The sequence below is a fragment of the Nonomuraea thailandensis genome (assembly GCF_024172165.1).
Taxonomy (GTDB): Bacteria; Actinomycetota; Actinomycetes; order Streptosporangiales; family Streptosporangiaceae; genus Nonomuraea; species Nonomuraea thailandensis.
Genome location: NZ_JAMZEB010000002.1, coordinates 1971307 through 1992762 on the forward strand (window position 1 = coordinate 1971307; position 21456 = coordinate 1992762).

General features: G+C 72.5%; 17 protein-coding genes. 5 read left to right on the plus strand and 12 right to left on the minus strand.

The window, feature by feature from the left end:
• Window positions 1-38: 38 nt before the first annotated feature.
• The gene (locus HD597_RS13070; RefSeq protein WP_253742288.1) at window positions 39-1694 is read left to right on the plus strand and encodes a peroxidase family protein; all 1656 of its coding nucleotides are present in this window, start codon (window positions 39-41) and stop codon (window positions 1692-1694) included.
• A 90-nt stretch (window positions 1695-1784) separates the two neighbouring features.
• Here the strand turns inward: HD597_RS13070 and HD597_RS13075 are convergent, their stop codons facing one another.
• The 8 genes from HD597_RS13075 to HD597_RS13110 form a co-directional block, all read right to left on the minus strand.
• Window positions 1785-4094, minus strand: a complete 2310-nt coding sequence (locus HD597_RS13075; RefSeq protein WP_253742289.1) for a discoidin domain-containing protein — start codon at window positions 4092-4094, stop codon at window positions 1785-1787.
• Window positions 4091-5188, minus strand: coding sequence for a hypothetical protein (locus HD597_RS13080; protein ID WP_253742290.1), 1098 nt, complete (start codon window positions 5186-5188; stop codon window positions 4091-4093). The genes HD597_RS13075 and HD597_RS13080 overlap by 4 nt, the downstream gene beginning before the upstream one ends.
• Window positions 5185-6678, minus strand: coding sequence for an alpha-L-fucosidase (locus HD597_RS13085; RefSeq protein WP_253742291.1), 1494 nt, complete (start codon window positions 6676-6678; stop codon window positions 5185-5187). Before HD597_RS13085 ends, HD597_RS13080 begins: the two co-directional genes overlap by 4 nt.
• Window positions 6675-6854, minus strand: coding sequence for a DUF6903 family protein (locus tag HD597_RS13090; RefSeq protein ID WP_253742292.1), 180 nt, complete (start codon window positions 6852-6854; stop codon window positions 6675-6677). Before HD597_RS13090 ends, HD597_RS13085 begins: the two co-directional genes overlap by 4 nt.
• A 7-nt stretch (window positions 6855-6861) precedes the next feature.
• On the minus strand, window positions 6862-7728 hold the full coding sequence (locus tag HD597_RS13095; protein ID WP_253742293.1) for a carbohydrate ABC transporter permease: 867 nt from the start codon (window positions 7726-7728) through the stop codon (window positions 6862-6864).
• A 10-nt stretch (window positions 7729-7738) separates the two neighbouring features.
• Window positions 7739-8644 carry a carbohydrate ABC transporter permease gene (locus HD597_RS13100; protein ID WP_253742294.1) on the minus strand — a complete coding sequence of 302 codons (906 nt, stop codon included), beginning with the start codon at window positions 8642-8644 and terminating at the stop codon, window positions 7739-7741.
• Window positions 8645-8647: 3 nt separating this feature from the next.
• Window positions 8648-9973 (minus strand): carbohydrate ABC transporter substrate-binding protein, encoded by a 1326-nt coding sequence (locus HD597_RS13105; RefSeq protein WP_253742295.1) that lies wholly within the window; start codon window positions 9971-9973, stop codon window positions 8648-8650.
• Between the two features lie 110 nt (window positions 9974-10083).
• Window positions 10084-11100, minus strand: a complete 1017-nt coding sequence (locus HD597_RS13110) for a LacI family DNA-binding transcriptional regulator (RefSeq protein WP_253742296.1) — start codon at window positions 11098-11100, stop codon at window positions 10084-10086.
• Window positions 11101-11174: 74 nt separating this feature from the next.
• On the opposite strand from HD597_RS13110, the gene HD597_RS13115 reads away from it, so the two are divergent.
• From HD597_RS13115 to HD597_RS13125, 3 genes are all read left to right on the plus strand, one after another.
• Window positions 11175-12995 (plus strand): glycoside hydrolase family 35 protein, encoded by a 1821-nt coding sequence (locus HD597_RS13115; protein WP_253742297.1) that lies wholly within the window; start codon window positions 11175-11177, stop codon window positions 12993-12995.
• A 127-nt stretch (window positions 12996-13122) separates the two neighbouring features.
• On the plus strand, window positions 13123-14274 hold the full coding sequence (locus HD597_RS13120) for a hypothetical protein (RefSeq protein WP_253742298.1): 1152 nt from the start codon (window positions 13123-13125) through the stop codon (window positions 14272-14274).
• A 187-nt stretch (window positions 14275-14461) separates the two neighbouring features.
• Window positions 14462-15589, plus strand: a complete 1128-nt coding sequence (locus tag HD597_RS13125; RefSeq protein ID WP_253742299.1) for a sensor histidine kinase — start codon at window positions 14462-14464, stop codon at window positions 15587-15589.
• Between the two features lie 10 nt (window positions 15590-15599).
• Here the strand turns inward: HD597_RS13125 and corA are convergent, their stop codons facing one another.
• Together corA and HD597_RS13135 are read right to left on the minus strand one after the other, a co-directional pair.
• Window positions 15600-16592 carry a magnesium/cobalt transporter CorA gene (corA, locus tag HD597_RS13130; protein WP_253742300.1) on the minus strand — a complete coding sequence of 331 codons (993 nt, stop codon included), beginning with the start codon at window positions 16590-16592 and terminating at the stop codon, window positions 15600-15602.
• Between the two features lie 91 nt (window positions 16593-16683).
• On the minus strand, window positions 16684-18315 hold the full coding sequence (locus HD597_RS13135) for an ATP-binding cassette domain-containing protein (RefSeq protein ID WP_253742301.1): 1632 nt from the start codon (window positions 18313-18315) through the stop codon (window positions 16684-16686).
• 220 nt (window positions 18316-18535) lie between these two features.
• On the opposite strand from HD597_RS13135, the gene HD597_RS13140 reads away from it, so the two are divergent.
• Entirely contained in the window at window positions 18536-18904 is a 369-nt protein-coding gene (locus HD597_RS13140) for a bleomycin resistance protein (RefSeq protein ID WP_253742302.1), read from the plus strand.
• An 8-nt stretch (window positions 18905-18912) separates the two neighbouring features.
• On the opposite strand, the gene HD597_RS13145 is transcribed toward HD597_RS13140, so the two are convergent.
• Together HD597_RS13145 and HD597_RS13150 are read right to left on the minus strand one after the other, a co-directional pair.
• Window positions 18913-20442 carry a dihydrolipoamide acetyltransferase family protein gene (locus tag HD597_RS13145; RefSeq protein ID WP_253742303.1) on the minus strand — a complete coding sequence of 510 codons (1530 nt, stop codon included), beginning with the start codon at window positions 20440-20442 and terminating at the stop codon, window positions 18913-18915.
• Complete coding sequence (locus HD597_RS13150; RefSeq protein ID WP_253742304.1) at window positions 20439-21455, minus strand: alpha-ketoacid dehydrogenase subunit beta; 1017 nt, start codon at window positions 21453-21455, stop codon at window positions 20439-20441. Before HD597_RS13150 ends, HD597_RS13145 begins: the two co-directional genes overlap by 4 nt.
• Between the last annotated feature and the right edge of the window lies 1 nt (window position 21456).

Here is a 21456-nt window from a genome sequence, read left to right on the forward strand (position 1 = left end):
CGCTCGCGACCGCGACCTTCAGAAGGAGCCGACCGCACATGAACCGTCACCAGCGCACCGAGTACTACCTCACCGACGAGGGCATCTACCAGCCGGACGCGGGGGCAGGCCGCCGGCGGCCCTCGACGTGGGAGGAGCTGCGGCACTTCCGCTTCTCCCGTCTCGTGCCCCAGGACGGCGCCCCTCCGGCCGGCGGCACCGTGGACACGTCGCTGGCCGGGCGGATCGCCGCGGCCATGGTCCCGGCCGGCGAGACCGGGCAGCCGGACTCCGAGATCCCCGCCGGCTACACCTACCTCGGCCAGTTCGTCGACCACGACCTCACCATGGACCGGACCGACAGGCTCCTCGGTGAGCAGGTCACCGTCGAGCAGCTCATGCAGGGCCGCTCGCCGGCTCTCGACCTGGACTCCCTGTACGGCTTCGGCCCCGGCCACCCCGACAGCGTCAGGTGCTACGAGCCGGACGGCATGCGGCTGCGCACCGGCCCCACCGCCGGCGTGGGCGACCTGCGGGACTTCGACGGGTTCGACCTGGCGAGGATGCAGGGCAGCGACGAGGCGCTGATCCCGGACCCGCGCAACGACGAGAACCTCGCGGTGGCGCAGATCCACCTGGCCTTCATCCGCTTCCACAACCGGATCGTGGACGACCTGGTCCGGCGGGGCACCTCCAGCGCGCTGCTGTTCGACAAGGCGCGGGAGAAGGTCGTCCTGCACTACCAGTGGGTGCTGCGCCACGACTACCTGCCGAGGATCGTGGACCCCGCCATCGTCGACGAGGTCTTCACCCGCGGCCGCCAGATCTTCGAGGTCCCGGTCGACCCGTACCACGACGCGTACGGCAACGGCGGCGCGAACGGCAACCGGTACGCCACCGTGGTGCCGGGACGGCTGCCCACGATGCCGATCGAGTTCTCGATCGCGGCGTTCCGGCTCGGGCACAGCATGGTGCGCGACACCTACGAGTGGAACAGCGTCTTCAACTCGGCCGGGATCCCGGCGACCCTGGAGCTGCTCTTCACGTTCTCCGGCACCGGCGGCGACCTGAACGGCGACAACCGGCTGCCGTCCAACTGGATCCCGGACTGGCGGCGGCTGTTCGACCTGGCCGGGGACGGCGAAGCCGGGCCCGCGTTCGCGCCCCCGGCGAGCGGCCTCAACCGCGCCAAGCGCATCGACACGCTGCTGGGCCACTTCCTCGGCGAGCTCCCGCCCGGCACGTTCGGCGGCCGGCTCACGGACGGCATCCCGCCGGGCCTCCAGCGGAACCTGGCCTTCCGCAACCTGGTCAGAGCCGACATGGTGCGGCTCGCCAGCGGTCAGCAGGCGGCGCAGTTCATCCAGCAGTTCACCAAGCTCAGCCCGCTGAGCACCCGGGACATCCTCACCGGCGAAGGGGGCGCCGACCTCGGCGGGCTCAGCGACGGCGAGAAGAGCCGGATCGTCGACCACACGCCGCTGTGGTTCTACGTCCTGCGCGAGGCGGAGCTCAACAACGGGGTGCTGACCGGCGTCGGCGGCCGGATCGTCGCCGAGGTCATGCACCGCGCCATGGAGGGCAGCCGGCACTCGATCGTCCGCCGGCCCGACTGGAAGCCGGACCTGCTCTCGCCGTCGGGCCGGTTCACCATGGCCCACCTCCTGCTGCACGCCTTCGACAACGACCCCGTCGAGGTGAACCGCGTGCAGTGAACCGCGTGCAGTGAACCGGAAAGGGGCGGGCGCCCAGGCGCCCGCCCCTCGGCCGGTCACGCGCGGGCGCCCGCGCGCCCCCTCAGCCGGTCACGCGCCGCCGCGGTAGACGGCGACCTCCGTGAGCGTCGGCGTGTAGACCTCGGACGGCTGCTGACCTGTGAGCGCCACCCTGAGCCTGGCGGTCGTCACGGCGCCGAACCCGGTCACCGACAGGTCGTGCCCGATGCCGTCGGCGCCGCTCGCGAACGTCGCCCACGCCCCTGCCCCGGCGTCCCACCGCTGCAGCTCGAACGTCCTGACCCGCGGGTTGGTGCCCGAGTCCGTGTACTCGTCCAGGTACACCTCGTCGAACGTGGTGTCCGCGCCGAAGTCGACGTCCAGCGTGATCGGGTACGCCGCGTCGTCCGCCGCCGCCCAGCGGGTCGCCGGGTCGCCGTCGGTCAGGTTCACCGCGCCGAGCGTGCCGTTCGCGCCCGGGTGCGTCGAGCTCGCCGTGGCCGGCTTGCCGAGGGCCAGGTTGACCCGCCCGTCGCCCTCCTCCTCGATGGGGTCGATGTCCACCGGGTTCCTGACCTTCTTGCCGGCCCGGCGCTCCGCCATGCCGATGTCCGGCGCCTCGCCATGGTAGACGTGGGTGCCGAGGAAGTCCTCCGTGCCCAGGTGCGGGTTGTAGCGGCCGGCGTCGATCAGCGGCGAGTCCGCGCGCAGGGCGAAGTGCGCCGCGGACTTCCTGATCCGGTCCACGCCCGCGCCGGTGACGTACTTCGCCGGGTCGCCGGCGAACCTCGGGTCCGCGCGCAGCCCCGCCTTGTCGGCCGGCTCCTGGCCGGAGTGCACACCGCCCGCCTCGAAGTAGTCGTTGTTGGAGAAGACCGCCTGCCGCAGCGCCCCCGTGCGGCGGTACCACGGCGTCGGCTCGGTCTTGGAGGTGTTGTAGAAGATGTTGTTCAGGAAGTAGACCCGGCTCAGGAACGTCTCGTCGTGCACGTGGTCGAGGTCCGCGCCGTCGTAGACGAACGTGTTGTTCACGAAGTACGTCGGCGAGTAGTTCGTCGACAACATGTTCTTCACCAGCACGCCGTTGTCGTTGACGCTCAGGTTGTAGCGGGCGACCGAGTTGGAGCTGTTGCCCATGTAGGCCATCCAGCCCGCCGCGTTGTCGTGCGAGTAGTTGAACTGGTAGGTGACGTTGAAGTTGGTGTACTCCAGGTCCCACGGGGTGCCGTCGTACTCGTTGTCCGGGCCGCCGTACACCTCGTTGTACTGCATGACCGAGTCGGCGCCGGCCCACAGGTAGAGCCCGCACGACACCGCGTCGTACCGCTCCAGGAAGCCGTTGACCTCGTTGTACTCGGCCGTCATGTGCTTGCTGTTGGCGAACTGGAACGCGCCCTGGCCGATGCTCTCGGCGTAGTTGTGGCTGATGTGGACGTCGCGGCTGTAGAGGTCGCGGGTGCGCACCCAGAGCTGCTCCCAGCCCTCATGGAACTTGCCGCTCTCGTCGTACTGGCCGGCGTCCCTGCCGTCGGCGGCGAACCAGTTGAACGCGAACTGCACCGCGTGCAGCTCGACGTTCACGAACGTGTTGTGCTCGATCCTGACGTCCCGGAAGTGGTGGCCGCCGGTGCCGTACTCCTTGTAGCTCCTGGAGCCGAAGACCTGGAAGTTGACGCCGCCGTAGTGGATCTTCTGCCAGGTGCTCGGGCCGTCGAGGTCGTGCACGTGCACGTCGGTGACGCGGAAGTGGTCCATGACGCTGTCCGCGCCCGGCTCCAGCAGGTCGGCGTTGATGGAGACGGCGATGCCGTCGCGCACGTACGAGCCCGTGGTGATGTCCGTGGCGAAGTCGTCGTCGTTGGACAGCTCGACGTGGTCGATCTCGAAGTACTGCTGGTTGCGCAGCACGATCGCGCCGGTCAGGCCGACCGTCTCGGGGTTCTTCGTGCCGTCCGCCTTGAACGGGCTCGGCACCTTGCCGTTGGTCGCGATGTACGGGCGGCGGGCGCTCGGGTCACCGTACGCCGAGATGGTGATCGGCCGGCCCGCGCTGCCCGAGCCCTTCGGCCAGAGCTGCTCGTCGTGCCACTGCTCGCCGGCCTTGAGCAGGATGCGGTCGCCCGGCGCGAACGCGGTCGCGTTCGCCCTGGCCAGCGTGCGCCAGGCGGTCCTCGGCGAGGTGCCCGCGGCGTCGTCGCGGCCGTTCGTGGCGTCGAGGTAGTAGTCCTTGCCGCCGGTCCTGTTCGGCGAGTTGCCCGGCAGGTCCTTCCGCGCGGCGGCGGGGGAGTGCGCCGCGGCCGTGGCGGGGGCCGGGGCGAGCGATCCCGCGAGCAGCGCGGCCAGCAGGGCCGTCAGGCCCAGCCGCAGCGCCCGCGCGACGGGGGGTGCGGTACGTGTCAAAGTCGTGCATCCTCTGCGTTGATGGTGTCCACCGCCGCCGCGTCGACCTCGACGTGGCCGTCGGCCACGCGGCGCTGGAGGAACTGGGTGAACTTCTCCTCGATGAGCGACTGCCGGATCCGCCGCGCGTACCCGGCGAACGCGGCCTGCTCGTCGACGGTCCTGCCGTCGAGCTCGTAGTAGGTGATCTGTCCTGTGCCCGGCACCGGGGCGGAGATCTGGCCCTCGTTGAGCCCGCCGAGCACCGCCGTGAGGTCCCGGTCGTGGGCGGCCGGGCCGCCGCCCTGGTAGGTGGCGGTCGTGAGCGTGGCGCCCGGCTCGCGCTCGGCGACCTCGGCCAGGCCGCCCGCCTCGGCCACCCGCCGTCGCAGGGCCTGTCCGTAGGCGGCCGGCGCGCCGTCCGGGACGGGCACGACGAGCTTGGAGTACGTGTACGTCGTGGCGTTGGCGCTCCACGCCTCCCTGTCGGCGTCGAACGCCTGCCGCACCTCGGCGTCGGTGACGCCGAGCTCGGGTTCCAGGCGTTGCCTCAGCGCCGTCGTGATCTCGGTGAGGCGGTGCGAGTAGTACTCCTCGGGGGAGAACTCGGCCAGGCCGTAGACGACCTCGCCCCTGGCGATGGCGTCGGCGCGGCGGGCGTTCTCGGCGTCCAGGTCCGCGAGGAAGTCCGCGTGGTCGGGGGAGTCGATCAGGCCCTTGTCCCGGGCGAGGATCAGCGTGGCCTTGTCGCGGTGGATCTCGTCGAGGGCGCGCCGGGTGAGCCGCTGGAACGCGGTCCGGTCGCCGGTCCTGGCGGTCCAGTCGATGGCGCCCTGGAGGTGGTACTGGTTGCGTAACTCGTTCTGGACGGCAGGGGCGAGGCGGTGCAGGTGGAAGAGCAGCTCGTCGCGGGTGACGGGGTGGCCGTCGACGGCGGCGACCCGGTCGGGACGGGCCAGCGCCACGCCGGCGCCGACCACGGCGGCGAGGGCCGTCACGATGCCCGCGATCAGGGCGAGCGCCCGGCGCGACGGGCCGCGCCCGGCGGGCTTCGCGGCGGCGGGCTTCGCGGCGGCGGGCTTCGCGGCGGTGCGCTTCGCGGCGGTGCGCTTCACGAGGTCGCCTCGATCGCCGCCAGGCGGGCGATGACCGGCGTGTCCCGGGTCTCGGGCACCTCGACCCGCACGGCGTCCACCTCCACCGGCTCGAACGTCAGGATGCGCTGGTAGCCCACCGCGTTCGCCTCGCCGAGCGCCGCCCACCGGCCGTCCCCGAGCCGCCCGCGCACGACGACGTGCTCGACGCGCTGTCCCTGCGTGATGTCCTCGCCGACGCAGACCGCCTCGATCCGGCGCGGCCGGTCGAACTCCAGCGTCGCCCGCGGCAGGGGATCGGCCGCGTCAGGCCGCCACGCCCGCGGGGCCGCACCTCGCGAGGCGGCTGCGTCCCCTGGCCGGGTGGTGTCCCAGGACCAGGCGGCGTCGCCCGGCCAGGTGGCGTCGCCTGGCCAGGCCGTGGCGAGGTCGCCCGCCGACCCCGACGACACCGTCACGGCCGCCTTCACGCGCCGCGCCCGGAAGTCCGAGATGCGCCGCCCCAGCCCCTCCAGGACCGCCACGTCGGCCTCCCGCAGCCGCCCGTCACGGGCCGGCGGCACGTTGAGCAGGAAACACGAGTTGCCGCCGACGGACCGCAGGTAGATGGAGAACAGCTCCTCCACCGGCCGCACCGCCCCGTCCTCCGCCGGATGGTGGAACCAGCCGGGCCGGATCGAGGTGTTCACCTCGGCCGGGTACCAGACCAGGTCGTCCTCGTGCCCGGCCAGCGCGGCCCGGCTGCCCAGGTCGCGCTCGTCGCTGCGGATCGCCTGCCGCGCGAAGGCGCCGTCGTCCGCCTGCTGCGACCGGTCCGCGATCCGCTCGGCGTCCCGCAGCGCCCGCGGCACCACGCTCCACTCGTCCGGCCGGGTGTCGCCGGCCTCGTTGCCGCACCACCGCACGTCGGGCCCGCACACGTTGATGACCGCGTCCGGCTGCAGCTCGCGGACCACCGCGTAGTAGCGCTCCCAGTCGTAGGTCTGCCGCCTGCCGTTCGGGCCCTCGCCGTTCGCGCCGTCCAGCCAGACGGAGAAGACGGGCCCGTACCGGGTGAGCAGCTCGGTGAGCTGCGCGACGTAGAAGTCGTCGTAGGCGGCGCCGCCGCCGTACGACGCCTCGGTACGGTCCCACGGCGACAGGTAGACGCCGAACCTGAGCCCGTGCCGCCGCGCCGCCTGAGCCACCTCGGCGACCACGTCACCCTGGCCGCCGCGCCACGGCGAGGCCGCCACCGTGTACGAGGTCACGTCGCTCGGCCACAGGCAGAACCCGTCGTGATGCTTGCAGGTGAGGATCACTCCGGTCATCCCGGCCGCCTTGAGCGCCGCGACCCACTGGTCGGCGTCCAGCGCGGCCGGGTCGAACAGGGCGGGGTCGTCGTGCCCGGGGCCCCACTCCCGGTCGGTCATCGTGTTCATGCCGAAGTGGATGAACCCGTAGAACTCCATCGCCTGCCACGCGAGCTGCCGCGCGCTCGGCCGTACCTGGGCCAGAGCCTTGCCGTTCATCGCCACTTCCGGTTGTAGGAGGCCAGCACGGCCAGGAGCCCGGCCAGGCCGGCGAGCATGATCGCGAGGTTGCCCCACCCGACCGGGGTGCGGGCGGAGATCACGACGGCCACGCAGACCGCCGCGACCAGCGTCCGGGCGGTGACGACCAGCGCACCGCGCGTCGAGTCCTTCATGTGTGCATCAGCCCTTCACGCCGCCGGACGCCATGCCCTCGATGAGCCGGCGCTGGATGAACGCGTAGAAGATGAGGACGGGGACGATGACGATGACCATGCCGGCGTACAGGCGGCCGTAGTCGGCCGCCGCCTTCTGCGCGGTCATCAGGTTGAGCAGGCCCACCTGCAGCGTCTTGCCCTCCCCCGGGAGCAGGGTGAGCGCGATGATGAAGTCGTTCCAGTAGGCCAGGAAGTTGAACAGGATCACGGTGGTCAGCGCGGGCCGCGCCATCGGCAGCATCACCCTGGTCATCACCTGGAAGCGGGACGCGCCGTCCAGCGCCGCCGCCTCCTCGTAGTCGGCGGGGATCGACCGGAAGTACGCCGCCAGCAGGTAGATGGTGAACGGGATCGACGTGGCCGCGTACACCAGCGACAGCACGCCGGGGTTGTCGATGAAGAACCCGCCGGGGAAGACGTCCACGAGCGCGCGGTCCCAGCCCACCAGCATGAGGAAGATCGGCACCACGATGTAGTTGACGTTGACGAACAGCCCGGCCAGCAGCGCGACCTCCACCAGGCCGCGCCCGCGGAAGTCGTACCGGGCGATGACGTACGCCGCCGGCACCGACACCGCGATGACGAACACCAGCCCGAGCACGGTCACCAGCACCGAGGTGAAGAAGTACTGCCCCATGCGCGCGGTGACGAAGGCGTCCACGTAGTTCTGCAGGTGCAGGCCCTCGGGCAGCGTCCACGGGCTGCCGTAGAACTCGCCCTTCTGCTTCAGCGAGGCCAGCAGCACCCAGCCCACCGGCACCGCGATGGCCAGCGCGATCGCGGTGACGAGGAGGTAGGTCAGCGCCCGGCCGGCGCGCGGTGTCTTGGTCATGGCAGTGCCCTCAGAACTGGAGTGGCTCGCGCCGCGTCGCACGGCTGACCAGCAGCGACACGAGGAACGAGAACGCGAAGATGACGACGCCGATGGCCATGCCGTAGCCGTACGACGAGTTCGTGTACGCCTGCTTGTACATGTAGCTCAGCAGCACCTCGGAGGAGCCGTCGGGCCCGCCGCCGGTCATCGCGCGGACGAGGACGAAGCTGAGGTTGACCGCGCTCATCACGAAGAACGTCAGCGTCGTGCGCAGGTTCTGCCAGATGAGAGGCAGCGTGATGGCGAAGAACTGCCGTCCGGCGGAGGCGCCGTCGAGCGCGGAGGCCTCGTAGAGGGACTCCGGGATGCTCGACATGCCGGACATGTAGAGGACCATGTAGTAGCCGAGCGACTGCCAGATCATCGCGATCGCGACGGACCAGAGGACGAGCTGCTGGTCACCCAGCCAGACCTGCCGCAGGCCGTCCAGCGACAGCGCCTGCAGCGTGCCGTTGATCAGGCCGTTCTCCTGGTCGTAGAGGGCGGAGAAGACCGCCGCGATCACGACCACGGAGAGCACGCTCGGCACGTACAGGACGAACCGGTACAACGGCCGGCCCCGCAGCTTCTGCCTCGTCATGATCGCGGCAAGGAACAGGGCCATGCCCATCGTCACGACCGTCACGACGACGAGGAGCGCCACCGTGTTCTGGAACGCGCGCACGAACTGCTCGTCGTCGAGGAGCCGGGTGAAGTTGTCCAGCCCCACGAACCGCATGTCCGGGGAGAAGCCGCTCCAGGTGTAGAACGACATCCGGAACACGTTCACGGTCGGGACGATCATGAAGACGACGAACAGCACGAGCGCGGGCAGGAGGCAGGCGAGCACGAACAGGCCGTTGCCGCGCCTGCCCCGTTCCGCGGGTCTGGCCACGGCTCAGCTCCCCGCCTGGCGCAGCTTCTCGCTGGCGTCGTCGAGCGCGGCCTGCCACTGGTCCCCGGTCTTGTCGCCGCTGATGATGCTGTTGGCGGTGTCGAAGAGCGTGGCCTTGATGTCGACGCCCTCGACCGGCGCGGTGCTGGCGAACCCGCCGACCAGCGCGGTCACCGACGCGTCCTCGTAGACCTGGTAGAACTCGGCGTTCTCCTCGGTCAGGCTGCTCGCGATGCCCTGGATCGGCTGGATCGCGTTCGCCTTGGCGAAGATCTTCGCCGCCTCGTCGGAGTACAGGTAGGCGACGAACTCCTTGGCGGCGTCCTTGTTCCTGGCGCCGCTCGGCACCCAGACCGACTCGACGGAGGTGGCGATGTAGCGCTTGCCGCCCGCCGTGACCGCCGGCAGCGGCGTCAGGCCCCAGGCGAAGCCGTCGGCGCGCGGGGCGTCCTTCATCTCGCCGACGATCCACGTGCCGTTCGGCATGAACAACGTCTTGTTGTCGAGGATCGACTGCTGGTTCTTGGTGAAGTCCTGCTCGTTGGCGTAGCCGACCGTGGTCGGGGCCGCGTACTTCAGCAGCTTGGTGGTGAGGTCGAGCGCCTGCCGCGCCTGCGGCGTCTGCCACACGCCCTGCTTGTACGTCATGACGTCGGTGTAGAACTGCTCGCCGCCGACGTCGGCCAGCAGCGCGAAGAAGTACGAGTCGAGGTACCCGGCCGTCGGGTACGTGAACAGCGAGATCCCGTCCTTCTTGGCCGTCTCGCCCAGCGCGAACATCTCGTCCCAGGTCGCCGGGACCTTCCAGCCCTTCTGGTCGAACAGGCCCTTGTTGTAGAACAGCCCGGTCGGCGCGTAGTACATCGGCATCGTGTACGTCTTGCCGTCGCCGTACGGGTTGGTGTTGAGGTTGCCCACGATGCCGTCGATGAGCTTGCCGCCCACGGTCTTGTCCTCGCCCGGCACCTTGGCCTGCAGCACCGGCGTGAGGTCCTCGAGGGCCTTGTCCTTGATCAGCGTCTCGGTGAGCGCGGCCTTGCGGCCCTGGCCGAGCACCACGACGTCCGGGAAGCGCCCGGCCTTCATGTTCGGCGTGATCTCGTCCTCGATGCTCTTGGAGATCTGCAGCTGCACGTCGACGTCCGGGTGCTTGGCCTCGTACGCCTGGATGACCTGCGTGTACATGTCCCGGCCGTAGCCGCCTTCGAGGGCGGCGACGCTCAGGGTCGTCTTGCCGGAGCCGGCGTCCGAGCCGCCCCCGTCGGCCCCACAGGCGGTGAGCAGTCCGAGCGCCGTGACGGCGCTCGCGAGGATGAGCGATCTCCTCATGGGTTCTGGGTCCTTCCGACGACTGCCCACCTGGATGCGGGCGTTGTTACGATGGCATCGATAACATGAGCGGCGCAAGTGGCACTTCACAAACGGCCGTCCATGGGGCCTCAGGAAACGCGCGGCGGCGCGGTGGAGGCGCGCACCGACAGCGACGCGGTGACGAGGGATCCGCCGTCGGCGGCCCCGTCGAGCAGGAGCGCGACCGCCGCCGCGCCGGATCGGTAGAAGTCCTGGCGGACGGTGGTCAGGGGAGGGCTGCAGTAGGCGGCCAGCGCGATGTCGTCGACGCTGACGATGGACACGTCGTCCGGCACCGACCTGCCGCGCTCGCGCAGCGCGCGGATCACCCCGAAGGCCATCTCGTCGCTGGCGGCGAAGACCGCGGTGACGTCCGGGATCATCGCCAGGACCTGCCCCTGCCGGTAGCCGGAGTCGGGCGACCAGTCGCCCTCCAGCGGCGGCGGCGCCGCCACGCCGGCCGCGGCCAGGCACTCCTGCCAGCCCTGGCGGCGCTGCCGGGCCTCGATCCACTCGTCGGGGCCCGAGACGTGCCACACCTGGTGGTGACCGAGGTCGAGCAGGTGCTGCGTGGCGATCCGGCCCGCCTCCTTCTGGTCGATGCCCAGCACGCGGGCGCTGGCGGTGCGCGAGCCGTCGAGCGTCACGGTGGGGATGTCCCTGGTGATGTCCTCCATCTTCTGGGTCACCGAGATCAGCGGCACCGCGATGACGATGCCGTCCACGCCCTGGTCGGCCAGCTTCGACAGGGACCGCTCCATCAGCCCGGTGTCGAGCCCGGCGATGGTCGCGATGCTCACCGCGTACCCGGCCTCGCCGGCGGCGGCCTCGACGCCGGCGGTCACCGCCGAGCGGGAGTAGTAGCCGCCCGACTGCAGCAGCACCAGGCCGATGGTGTGGCTGCGGCCCGAGGAGAGCATCTTGGCCGCGGCGTTGAACCGGTAGCCGAGCTGCTCCACCGCCGCGAGCACGCGCTTCTTCGTCTCGGGGTTGACGTTGGGCGAGTCGCGCAGCGCGCGCGAGACGGTCTGCGCCGAGACCCCGGCGGTCCTGGCCACGTCAGCCATGCTGGGCTGTCTCGCGGGCCGCTCGGTGGCTTTGGTCATGGCGCTCCTCTCGTTCTGACCTGGATCATAGCGCGCTTGTTACACATGGCATCGATAACATAAGCTCTCGCCCCGTGATCGAGCTCCCCGCGCCGGACGCGTCCCCGGCACAGCCCAGCGAGTCCCCCGCGCTCACGTGGGGCGGCCGCCGCCTGTACCGGCGCGGCGCACCCCACCAGATCCTGTCAGGCGCGCTGCACTACTTCCGCGTCCACCCCGGCCTGTGGCGCGACCGGATCCGCAGGCTCGCCGACCTCGGGCTCAACACGATCGACACCTACATAGCCTGGAACTTCCACCAGCCCCGCCAGGACGAGCCGCCCCGCTTCGACGGCTGGCGTGACGTCGAGCGGTTCATCCGCATGGTGGGCGAGGAGGGGCTCGACGTCATCGTCAGGCCGGGGCCGTACATCTGCGCCGAGTGGTCGAACGGCGGCCTGCCGAGCTGGCTCACCGGCCGCGACGTCGCCGTCCGCAGCTCCGACCCCGCCTTCACCGGGCCGGTCGGCGACTGGTTCGACGAGCTCGTCCCGCGCCTGGCCGCGCTCCAGGCCGCCCGCGGCGGGCCCATCGTGGCCGTGCAGGTGGAGAACGAGTTCGGCAGCTTCGGCGACGACCACGCCTACGTGCGCTGGAACCGCGACGCCCTGACCGCCCGCGGCATCACCGAGCTGCTGTTCACCGCCGACGGCCCCACCGAGCTGATGCTGGACGGCGGCACCGTGCCCGGCACCCTGACGGCCGTCACCCTCGGCTCCAAGCCCGGCGCCGCCCGGCGGCTGCTCGCCTCCCGCCGCCCGGACGAGCCGTTCGTGGTGGCCGAGTTCTGGAACGGCTGGTTCGACCACTGGGGCGAGCGGCACCACGTCCGCGGGGTGGACAGCGCGGTGCGCACCCTGGAGGGCATCGTCGCCGACGGCGGCAGCGTCAGCCTCTACATGGCGCACGGCGGCACCAACTTCGGCCTCTGGGCGGGCGCCAACGAGGCGGACGGCCGCCTGCAACCCACCGTGACCAGCTACGACTCCGACGCGCCCGTCGCCGAGGACGGCACGCTGACCGCCAAGTTCCACGCCATGCGCGAGGTGCTCGGAGCGCGCGGGCCCCTCCGGGTGCCGGAACGCCCGCCGGTGCTGCCGCCCGCGCGCGTGCCGCTCGTCCCGCGCGCCGGCCTGCTCGCCGGCCTGCGGGCCGTGCCCGCGCCCACCTCCACCGGGCCGCGCCCGGCCTCGTTCGAGCGGCTCGGGCTGGAGTCGGGCATGGTGCTGCACACCGCTCACCCGCGCGTCCCGGCGGGCGAGCACCGGCTGGTCCTCACCGACGTGCGCGACCGGGCGCTGGTCTTCGCCGACGGCGCGTTCCTCGGCGTCGCCGGGCCCGGGGAGCCGGAGCTCACGGTACGCGGGACCGGCGCGGTCGTCCGCCTGGAGGTCCTGGTCGAGAGCCTCGGCCGGGTCAACTACGGGCCCGGCGTCGGCGGGCACAAGGGCCTGCTCGGTCCCGTACTGGTGGATCGGCGCATGGTGCAGGGCTGGGACAGCACGCCGATCGCGCTCCAGGAGTGGACGCAGACCGAGCTCGCCCGCGCGACCGCCCCCGCGCCGGGTTCCGTACCTGGTGGATTCGCCGTCGCGACCCTGCGGGTCGAGACACCCGCGGACACCTACCTCGCCCTGCCCGGATCCGGCCGCGGTCTCGTCTGGGTCAACGGCTTCCTGCTCGGCCGCCACTGGGAGATCGGCCCCCAGGTCACGCTGTACTGCCCGGCGCCGCTGCTGCGCGCGGGCGTGAACACGGTGACGGTGCTGGAGCTGGAACGGCTCGGCGACGTCCTGGAGCTGCGCGACCGGCCGGAACTCGGACCGGCGGAGGAGTACGTCGAAGAGTTCTCCTGACCGTCCCGGGAAGTCACGGGCGCGGCGGCCTTCGTCTGGTACGTACGGGCGCGCGGCCCCGGTTCACTCTCATGCCCCTTGGCGGTGCGCCCCGGGCGAGGGCTTCGGGCCGCCCCACAATGGGCCAATGAGCTACCCTTCCCCGCCGCACCCCGATGACCCGTGGGGCCGGCAGCAGGCACCGCACGCCGACGGCAGGCCCGGGTACGGCCCGGCCACCCCGCCTCCCGGGTACGGCGCATGGGGCGGCGCCGGCCACGACCAGGGCTCCGGCCGCCCCGAACCCGGCCCCCAGCCCCGCCAGGGAGGCCCGCCCCCCGACTACGGCCGCCGCCCCGACTACGGCCCGTTACCCGCCCAGGGCCGCCGCCCCGGCTACGGCCCGTCCTCCGGCCCCTACGCCTCCCGTCCGGAGCTCCAGACCACCTACGCGAACCAGGACGACCCCTACGGCCTGCCCCAGAGCCAGTACGAGTTCGGCGGCCTGCCCCCCAAGCGCCACAACACCCTGATCATCGGCCTGTCCGCCGGCCTGGGCGTGATCCTCCTCCTCGGCGGCACGGCCGGCGCGGTCGCCTACTTCAACGCCTCCCGCACCCAGCCCGCCGCCGGCCTGTCCGGCACGGGCACGTCCGGCCCCACGACGGCGCCCCTGGAGCCCCCGTCGTCCGAGCCGTCGGAAGAACCGTCGGAAGAACCGTCGGAAGAGCCGACGGAAGAGCCGTCGGGAGAGCCGGCGGAGGAGCCCACGGACTCGGCCGGCGAACCCTCCGACACCACCCCCGGCTCGTCACGGGCCGCGGCGGGATCGCCGATCCAGCACAGCGAGTTCGGCGACTGGAACTTCCGCTTCGAGAGCGTCAGGTTCTCGGCGAACAAGGTCGGCGGCTGGTCCTACGACACGTGCGACCCGGTGGACGGCGAGGGCGTCCTGGCCAGGAACAAGTGCGAACGCGCCATTCAGGTCGCCTACTCGGCGTACCGCGGGCACCTCAGGGCGGTGCAGGTGACGATGGCGTTCCCGACCGCCAAGGCGGCCAAGGCCGCCGCCACGCGCCTGGCCAAGCTCGACTCGAACGCCGTGAACATCCGCAGCGACATGACCCTCGACACGTTCGCGTACGGGCAGATCCGCGCCAACGTCGCCAAGAACTACGTGATCGCCACGATCGTCACCGCCGACAGGACGGCCAAGCCCAGGGCGGACAAGTTCCACCTGTACCTCCAGGCCGACGCCATGAGCTACTTCCTGCTGCGGGACGTGACCGTCACGAGCTGACCCGCGCCGGGCCCGGCCGCCGCTCCGGGAGGCCGCCGAACGGTTCACCGCGCGCCCCGGATCCACTGTCAGGGGGAGGTGATGAGCTGTCAGGATCCCCCGTTGGGCGGAGTCGGGCGCGCGGGTTCCACACCTACGATCGGTGGCTATGACGTGGACGCGGCTGAGGGACGTACGCCTCATACCCATGGTGTTCGGACCTCTGGTCGCCGTGCTGGCCGTGGCCGAGACCCGGCTCGACGACTTCTTCGGCGCCGCCGCCACGGCCACCTGGGTGTCGGGGGTCGTGATGGGCGCCGGCCTGACGCTCGCCGCCTGGTACCCGCTCGCCGGCACCCTGGTCGCGGCGCTCTGCCTGCCCGCGGGCATGCTGCTCTTCGGCGCCCCCGGGATCGCCGGCGCGGCGGTGGTCGGCATGATCGGGGCGGTGAGCTGGGCCGGCTGGCGCGAGCCGCTCCGCCGCTCCGCCCTGGCGCTGGGCCTGGCCGCCCTGTCGTTCGCCGTCACGACGCCGTCCGAAGCGTCGGCGTGGGAGCTGCTGTTCGTCCCGGCGGTCCTGCTGCCGTGCTGGTCCATGGGCCTGCTGGCGCGGCGCAGCGAGGAGCGGGCGGCACAGTTCGCGGAGCTGGCCGCCGCGCTCGACGCCGAGCGCGAGGCAGGCGCCCAGGCGGCGGTCGCCCAGGAGCGCACGCACATCGCCAGGGAGGTGCACGACGCGGTCGCGCACTCCGTCAGCGTGATGACCCTGCAACTGGGCGCGCTGCGCCGGCTGCTCGGTGACCGGCCGGCCGAGCAGGAGGTCGTGGCCGGGCTGGAGCGGCTGGGGCGGCAGACCGTGGAGGAGATGCGCGGCCTGGTCAGCCTGCTGCGCGAGCGCGTCGAGGGCGAGCAGGTGGCGCCGATGTCGTCGCTGGTGCGGCTGGACGAGCTGATCGCGGACGTGCGCGCGGCCGGCCTGGCCGTGACGCTGGACGCCCCCGCCGACCTGCCCCCGCTGCCGCCCGTGCTGGACGTCACCGCGTACCGGGTGCTGCAGGAGGCCCTGACGAACGTGCTGCGGCACGCCGGCGCCGCCCCGACGGCGGTCGCCATCGGCTACACCGAGCAGGCGCTCACGCTGGAGGTGCGCAACGCGCCCGCGACCGGCGGCAGGCCCGCCACGACCGGCACGGCCGAAACGGGCAGGCGGCCGGGCCACGGGCTGGTCGGCATGCGCGAGCGGCTGGCGATGGTGCAGGGCAGCCTGCAGACCGGCCCGGAGCCGGACGGCGGCTTCGCGGTGCGCGCCCGCTTCCCGCTGCCGCGCACCTGGTGAGCGCGGCCCGTCATAGCCAGCCGCTCCTGCGCAGCAGCCGGAACACCACGATCACGGCGACGACCATGACGCCCAGCGTGAGAGGGTAGCCGAACGCCCAGTGCAGCTCGGGCATGTGGTCGAAGTTCATGCCGTAGATGCCGGCGATCATCGTGGGGACGGCGATGAGCGCCGCCCACGACGAGATCTTGCGCATGTCGGCGTTCTGCTGCATGGCCACCTTGTTCTGCTCCCGCCCCGTCAGCGCCAGGTGGGCGGTCAGGGCGCTGGTGAGCAGTTCGTTGTGCTCGTCCACCGCCGAGTCCACGCGCAGCAGGTGGTCGAGCACGTCGCGGAACTGCTCCCGGGTGGCGGTGCACAGCTCCACCCGGCCCTTGACGATCTCCTCCAGCACCGGGATCAGCGGGTCCTGGGCGGTGCGGAACTCCAGGACCTCCCGCTTGAGCGAGTAGATGTCCTCGGTGGCGTCGGCGTACTCGCCGCTGAACACCCGGCGCTCCAGCGCGATCAGGTCGCTCTCGATCTCGTGCGTGATGCGGCCGTAGTCGTCGACGACCTGGTCGCAGATCGCGTACAGCACCCCCGACGGGCCCGCGGCGAGCAGGTCGGGGTCGGACTCCAGGCGGCGCCGCACCGCGGCGAGCGGCGCCGCCTGGCCGTGCCGGACGCTGATCACGAAGTCCGGGCTGAGGAACAGGTTGATCTCGCCGACCTCGATGTCGGAGGTCTCGTCCGCGTACAGCAGCGGCTTGAGCACCACGAACAGGGTGTCGTCGTAGCGTTCGAGCTTGGCCCGCTGGTGGGCGTGGATCGCGTCCTCGACCGCCAGCGGGTGCAGCTTGACCTCGTGGCTGATCAGGTCGAACTCCTCCTGCGACGGGTCGTGCAGACCGATCCACAGGAAGCAGTCGCCCCTGGCCCGCGCCGCGTTGAACGCGTCGCTGATGTCTCCCGTGATCGTCTCACGCACGCCGCCGCAGTAGATCGCCTGGTCCACTATCACACCCGGTATTGTCGCGTACTCGGACAAGCCGCCCGTCCCGGCAGCGCACGGGACACACGCCGGATCATGCGAGCGGTGTGGCCGTGCGGCGTCAGAGCCGGAGCCGGGGCCACGACTCCGTGTCGCGCAGGAGGCGGCGGTCGTGGGTGGCCAGCACCACCGCGGCCCCCATCGTGGCCAGCGCCTGCGTCAGCTCCTCCATCAGGACCATGGACAGGTGGTTGGTCGGCTCGTCCAGCAGCACCACCTGCGGCCGGGAGGCCAGGAGGAGCGCCAGGTCGAGCCGGCGCCGCTGCCCGACCGACAGCTCGGCGACCGGCCGGTGCAGGGCCTCCGACGGGAGCAGGCCGAGCCTGCCGAGTCCGACGGCGGCCGGCTCGCCGAGCCCGACCGGGGCCGGCTCGCCGAGCTCGCCCGAGCTGACGAGCCTGCCCACGGCGGCCTCGTACACCTCGAAGGCGCGGCGCCGCGACGGCGGCGGCGACTCCTGGGCGAGCAGGCCGACGCGCGCTCCCCGCCTGCCCTGCACGGCGCCCGAGTCGGGAGCGAGCCGGCCCGCGAGCACGTGCAGGAGGCTCGACTTGCCCGACCCGTTCGGGCCGGTCACCACCAGGCGGTCGCCCGCGCGCAGCAGCACCGACTGAGGGGCGTCGAAGCGGCCCCGGACGGTCACGCCGTCGGCGCGCAGCAGCGTGACCCCGGCGGGGGCGTCCAGGCGCGGCGGCTGGAAGCGCAGCGGCGGCTCCGGCACGTCCACGAGGTGCGCATCCAGCTCCTCCTGCCGCCGGTGCACCGCCCGCACCAGGGCCGGCGCGCGGGTGGCGCGGGTGTGCTTGCCGGTGCCCTTGTCCGGACGCCAGCCGGTGGACAGCCGGTTCCGGGCGGCGGAGAGGTCCTGGGCGAGGCGCCGGTGTTCGAGCTGCTGGTCCCGGTAGGCGGTCTCCCAGCGCTCGCGCTCGGCCCGCCGGCCCTCCTGGTAGCCCGCGTACCCGCCGCCGTACGTGCGGGGACGCCCGTCGCTGGTCGGATCGAGGTCCAGCACCGCGGTCGCCACGTCCGACAGCAGGGCCCGGTCGTGGCTGACCAGCACCACGCCGCCGGGATGCGCCCGGAGCGCGGCGGTCAGGTGGTCCAGGCCGCCGGCGTCGAGATGGTTGGTGGGCTCGTCGAGCAGCAGCAGGTCGTGGCCGGCGCCCAGCAGGCAGGCCAGCCGGATCCGGTAGCGCTGCCCGACGGACAGCTCCGCCAGCGGCACGGAACGGTCGCCGACCGCGCTGAGCGCGGCGAGCGAGACGTCGACCCGGTGGTCGGCCTCCCAGGCGCCGATGGACTCGGCGGCGGCCAGCGCCTCGGCGTACGCCTCCCCGGCGCCGGGACGCTCCTCGACCAGGTCGAGCGCGGCCGACTCGAACGCGCGCAGCACCGCGCGCACCTGGGCCAGCTCGACGTCGATGAGATCGCCGACCGTGCCGTCGGCGGAGACCGGCATCTCCTGGTCGGCGACGCCCAGCGTGCCGGCCCGGTGCACGGTTCCCGAGTCGGGGGTCAGCGTGCCGGCGAGCACCTGCAGCAGGGTGGTCTTCCCGCGGCCGTTCTCGCCGGCCACGCCGAGGCGGTCGCCGGGGGAGACGATGAGGTCCACGCCGGTCAGGACCGGCCGGCCGCCGCGCGACAGGTGCAGGCCGGTGGCGTTGAGATGGGCTCGCGAACGAGCGGATGGCATGACGATGGCAGACATGTGCTTCCTGTCGAAGACAGGCTCGCGCGCGCCCCGGGACGTGGGGCGGGGAACCTGAGGGTGAGAGACGACGGCGAAGGCGCCCGGCCGCGCCCGTGACGGGCGGGGCGAGGCGGTCGTCCTCACAGGAAGTACAGATGCATGGACGTAGTTTATCCGGAAACCGGGGGCATCATGGGGGGAGGGCCGGAGGAGGAGGTTCGCGGTGGCGGACGGGGTGGTGTTCGAGAGCGTGGCGCCGGTGGTGCCGGTGCTGGACCTGGACGCGGCGATGGAACGCTATCGCCGGCTCGGCTTCGGCGTGCGCGCCTACGAGGGCGGCGCGCGTTACGCCTTCGTCGAGCGCGGCGGCGTGTCGCTGCACCTGAACGAGTGGGCCGAGCACGATCCCGGCCGCACCGGCGCGGTCGTCTACCTGTACGTCTCCGACGCGGGCGCGGTGCACGCCGAGTGGGCGGCCGCCGGCGTCCCGGGGCGGCTCGGACGGCCCCAGGACACCGAGTACGGGCTGCGCGAGTTCGCCTACGTCGATCCCGACGGGACCCTGCACCGCGTCGGGTCGCCGCTCGGCTGACCGCCCGTTCAGAGGTCGGCCAGCAGGGTCGCCGGGCGCTCCACGCAGTCGGCCACGTAACGGAGGAAGCCTCCGGCGACGCCGCCGTCGCAGACGCGGTGATCGAACGTGAACGAGAGCTGGGTGATCTTCCGGACGGCCAGGGCGCCGTCCACCGCCCACGGCCTGTCGATGATGCGGCCGATGCCCAGGAGGGCGGCCTCCGGATGGTTGATGATCGGGGTGGAGCCGTCCACGCCGAACACGCCGTAGTTGTTCAGCGTGAAGGTGCCTCCCGTCAGGGCCTGCGGGGGCAGGGCGCCCTCGCGGGCCAGGGCCGTCAGTCGGGCCAGCTCCGCCGCCAGCTCCGTCAGCGTCATGCGGTGGGCGTCGCGGACGACCGGGACGACCAGGCCGCGCTCCGTCTGGGCGGCGAAGCCCAGGTGAATCCACGGGTAGCGGACGATCTCGGCACGTTCCAGGTCGACCGTGGAGTTCAGCTCCGGGTAGCGGCGCAGGCCGGCGACGCAGATGCGGGCCAGCAGCGCCAGCAGGCCGATGCGCCGGTCGGGGACGGCGGCGCGCAGCGCGTCCTTGGTCTCCAGCAGGGCGGTGGCGTCCACGTCCACCCAGGTGGTGGCGTCGGGGATCTCGCTCCTGCTCCGGGACAGCTTCTCGGCCACCGCCCGGCGCAGCCCGCGCAGCGGGATCCGCTCCGGTTCCTGGGCCGAGGCCGCGGCGGCGGGCGCGCCGTGGCGCGGGGAGAGGGCGGGCGGGTCGGGTTGCGGGGAGGGGGCGGGCGGGTCGGGTTGCGGCGTGCGGCCGGTGATGGCGGCGGGCCTGCCGGGGCGCGGCTCAGCGGCCGGCTCGCGGGGCTCCGCGATGGCGCGCTCGACGTCGCGGCGCAGGATGACCCGGTTGGGCCCGCTGGGGGTGACACCGGCCAGGTCGACGCCGTTCTCCTGCGCCAGCCTGCGGACCAGCGGCGAGATGACGCGAGGCGCCTGCCCGCGGCCGGTCCCGGCAGCCGGGACCGCGACCGGCGGAACGGCCACACCGAGGCGGCCGGTCCCGGCCGAGCCAGCCTCCACGCGGGCGGCGACCGGGGCCGCCTCCGCGCGGGCGGCGGTGTGCGACGAGGCCGTGCCGGGGCGGCCCCGGCGCCGGCGGCGCTGCCCCGGAAGGTGGCCGGTGCCGTAGCCGATCAGCACGTTGCCGGATCCGGCCCGCTCCTCCTCCCGGTAACGCTCCGCCGCCACGTCCGGCCCGGCCTCCGCTGCCGTGCCAGGACCCCGATCGGGGACGGGGGCGCTCGCGCCGACCGAGATGAGCGGATCGCCCACCGACAGGGTCGTCCCCGCCTCGGCGTGCAGCTCCAGCACGGTGCCCGCGTAGGGAACGGGCACCTCCACGGCCGCCTTGGCCGTCTCCACCTCCACCACGATCTGGTCGATCTCCACGGTGTCCCCGGCGGCGACCTTCCAGATCACCACCTCCGCCTCGGTCAGCCCCTCGCCGAGGTCGGGCAGCCGGAAGAGCTGCGCCTCAAGGGTGTTCACGCCGCCCCCCTGGTCAGGTGCCGCACGTCGGGCCGGTCGTCGAACTGGAGCCGGTCGACGGCGTCCAGCACCCGGTCCACCCCGGGCAGATGCGCGTGCTCCAGCTTCGGCGGCGGGTAGGGGATGTCGAAGCCGGCCACCCGCAGCACGGGCGCGGCCAGCGAGTGGAAGCACCGCTCCTGCACCCGCGCCGCGATCTCGGCCCCCACCCCCGCGAACCCCTGCGCCTCCTGCACGACCACGCACCGCCCGGTGCGCCGCACCGACTCGACCACGGTCTCGTCGTCGAGCGGCACGATCGTCCGCAGGTCCACGACCTCCAGGTCCAGCCCGTCCTCGGCGGCGGCGGAGGCGGCCTCCAGCGCGACGGGCACCGAGGGCCCGTAGGCGACCAGGGTGGCGTCACGGCCGGGCCGCCTGATCATGGCCCGCCCGAACGGCGCCGCCGCGCGCCGCTCCAGCGCGGCCTCCGCCTTGGCCCAGTACAGCTTCTTCGGCTCCAGGAACACCACCGGATCGGGGTCGGCGATGGCGTCGCGCAACAGCCAGTAGGCGTCCTCGACGGTGGCCGGGGTGACGACCTTCAGCCCGGGCGTGTGCGCGTAGTACGCCTCGCTGGAGTCGCAGTGGTGCTCGACCCCGCCGATGCCACCCGCGTACGGCACCCGGATCACCATCGGCAGCGACAGCCTGCCCCGGGTGCGGTTGCGCAGCTTGGCGACGTGCGAGGCGATCTGCTCGAACGCCGGATAGGCGAAGGCGTCGAACTGCATCTCGACCACCGGCCGGTAGCCGCCCATCGCCATGCCGACCGCCAGGCCGACGATGCCCGACTCGGCCAGCGGCGTGTCGAAGCAGCGTTCCTCGCCGAAGTCCCTGGTCAGCCCGTCGGTGATGCGGAAGACGCCGCCGAGCGGCCCGACGTCCTCGCCGAAGACCAGCACGCGCTCGTCGTCGCGCAGCGCGTCGCGCAGGGCGGTGTTCAGGGCCTGCGCCATCGAGAGGGTGGGCATG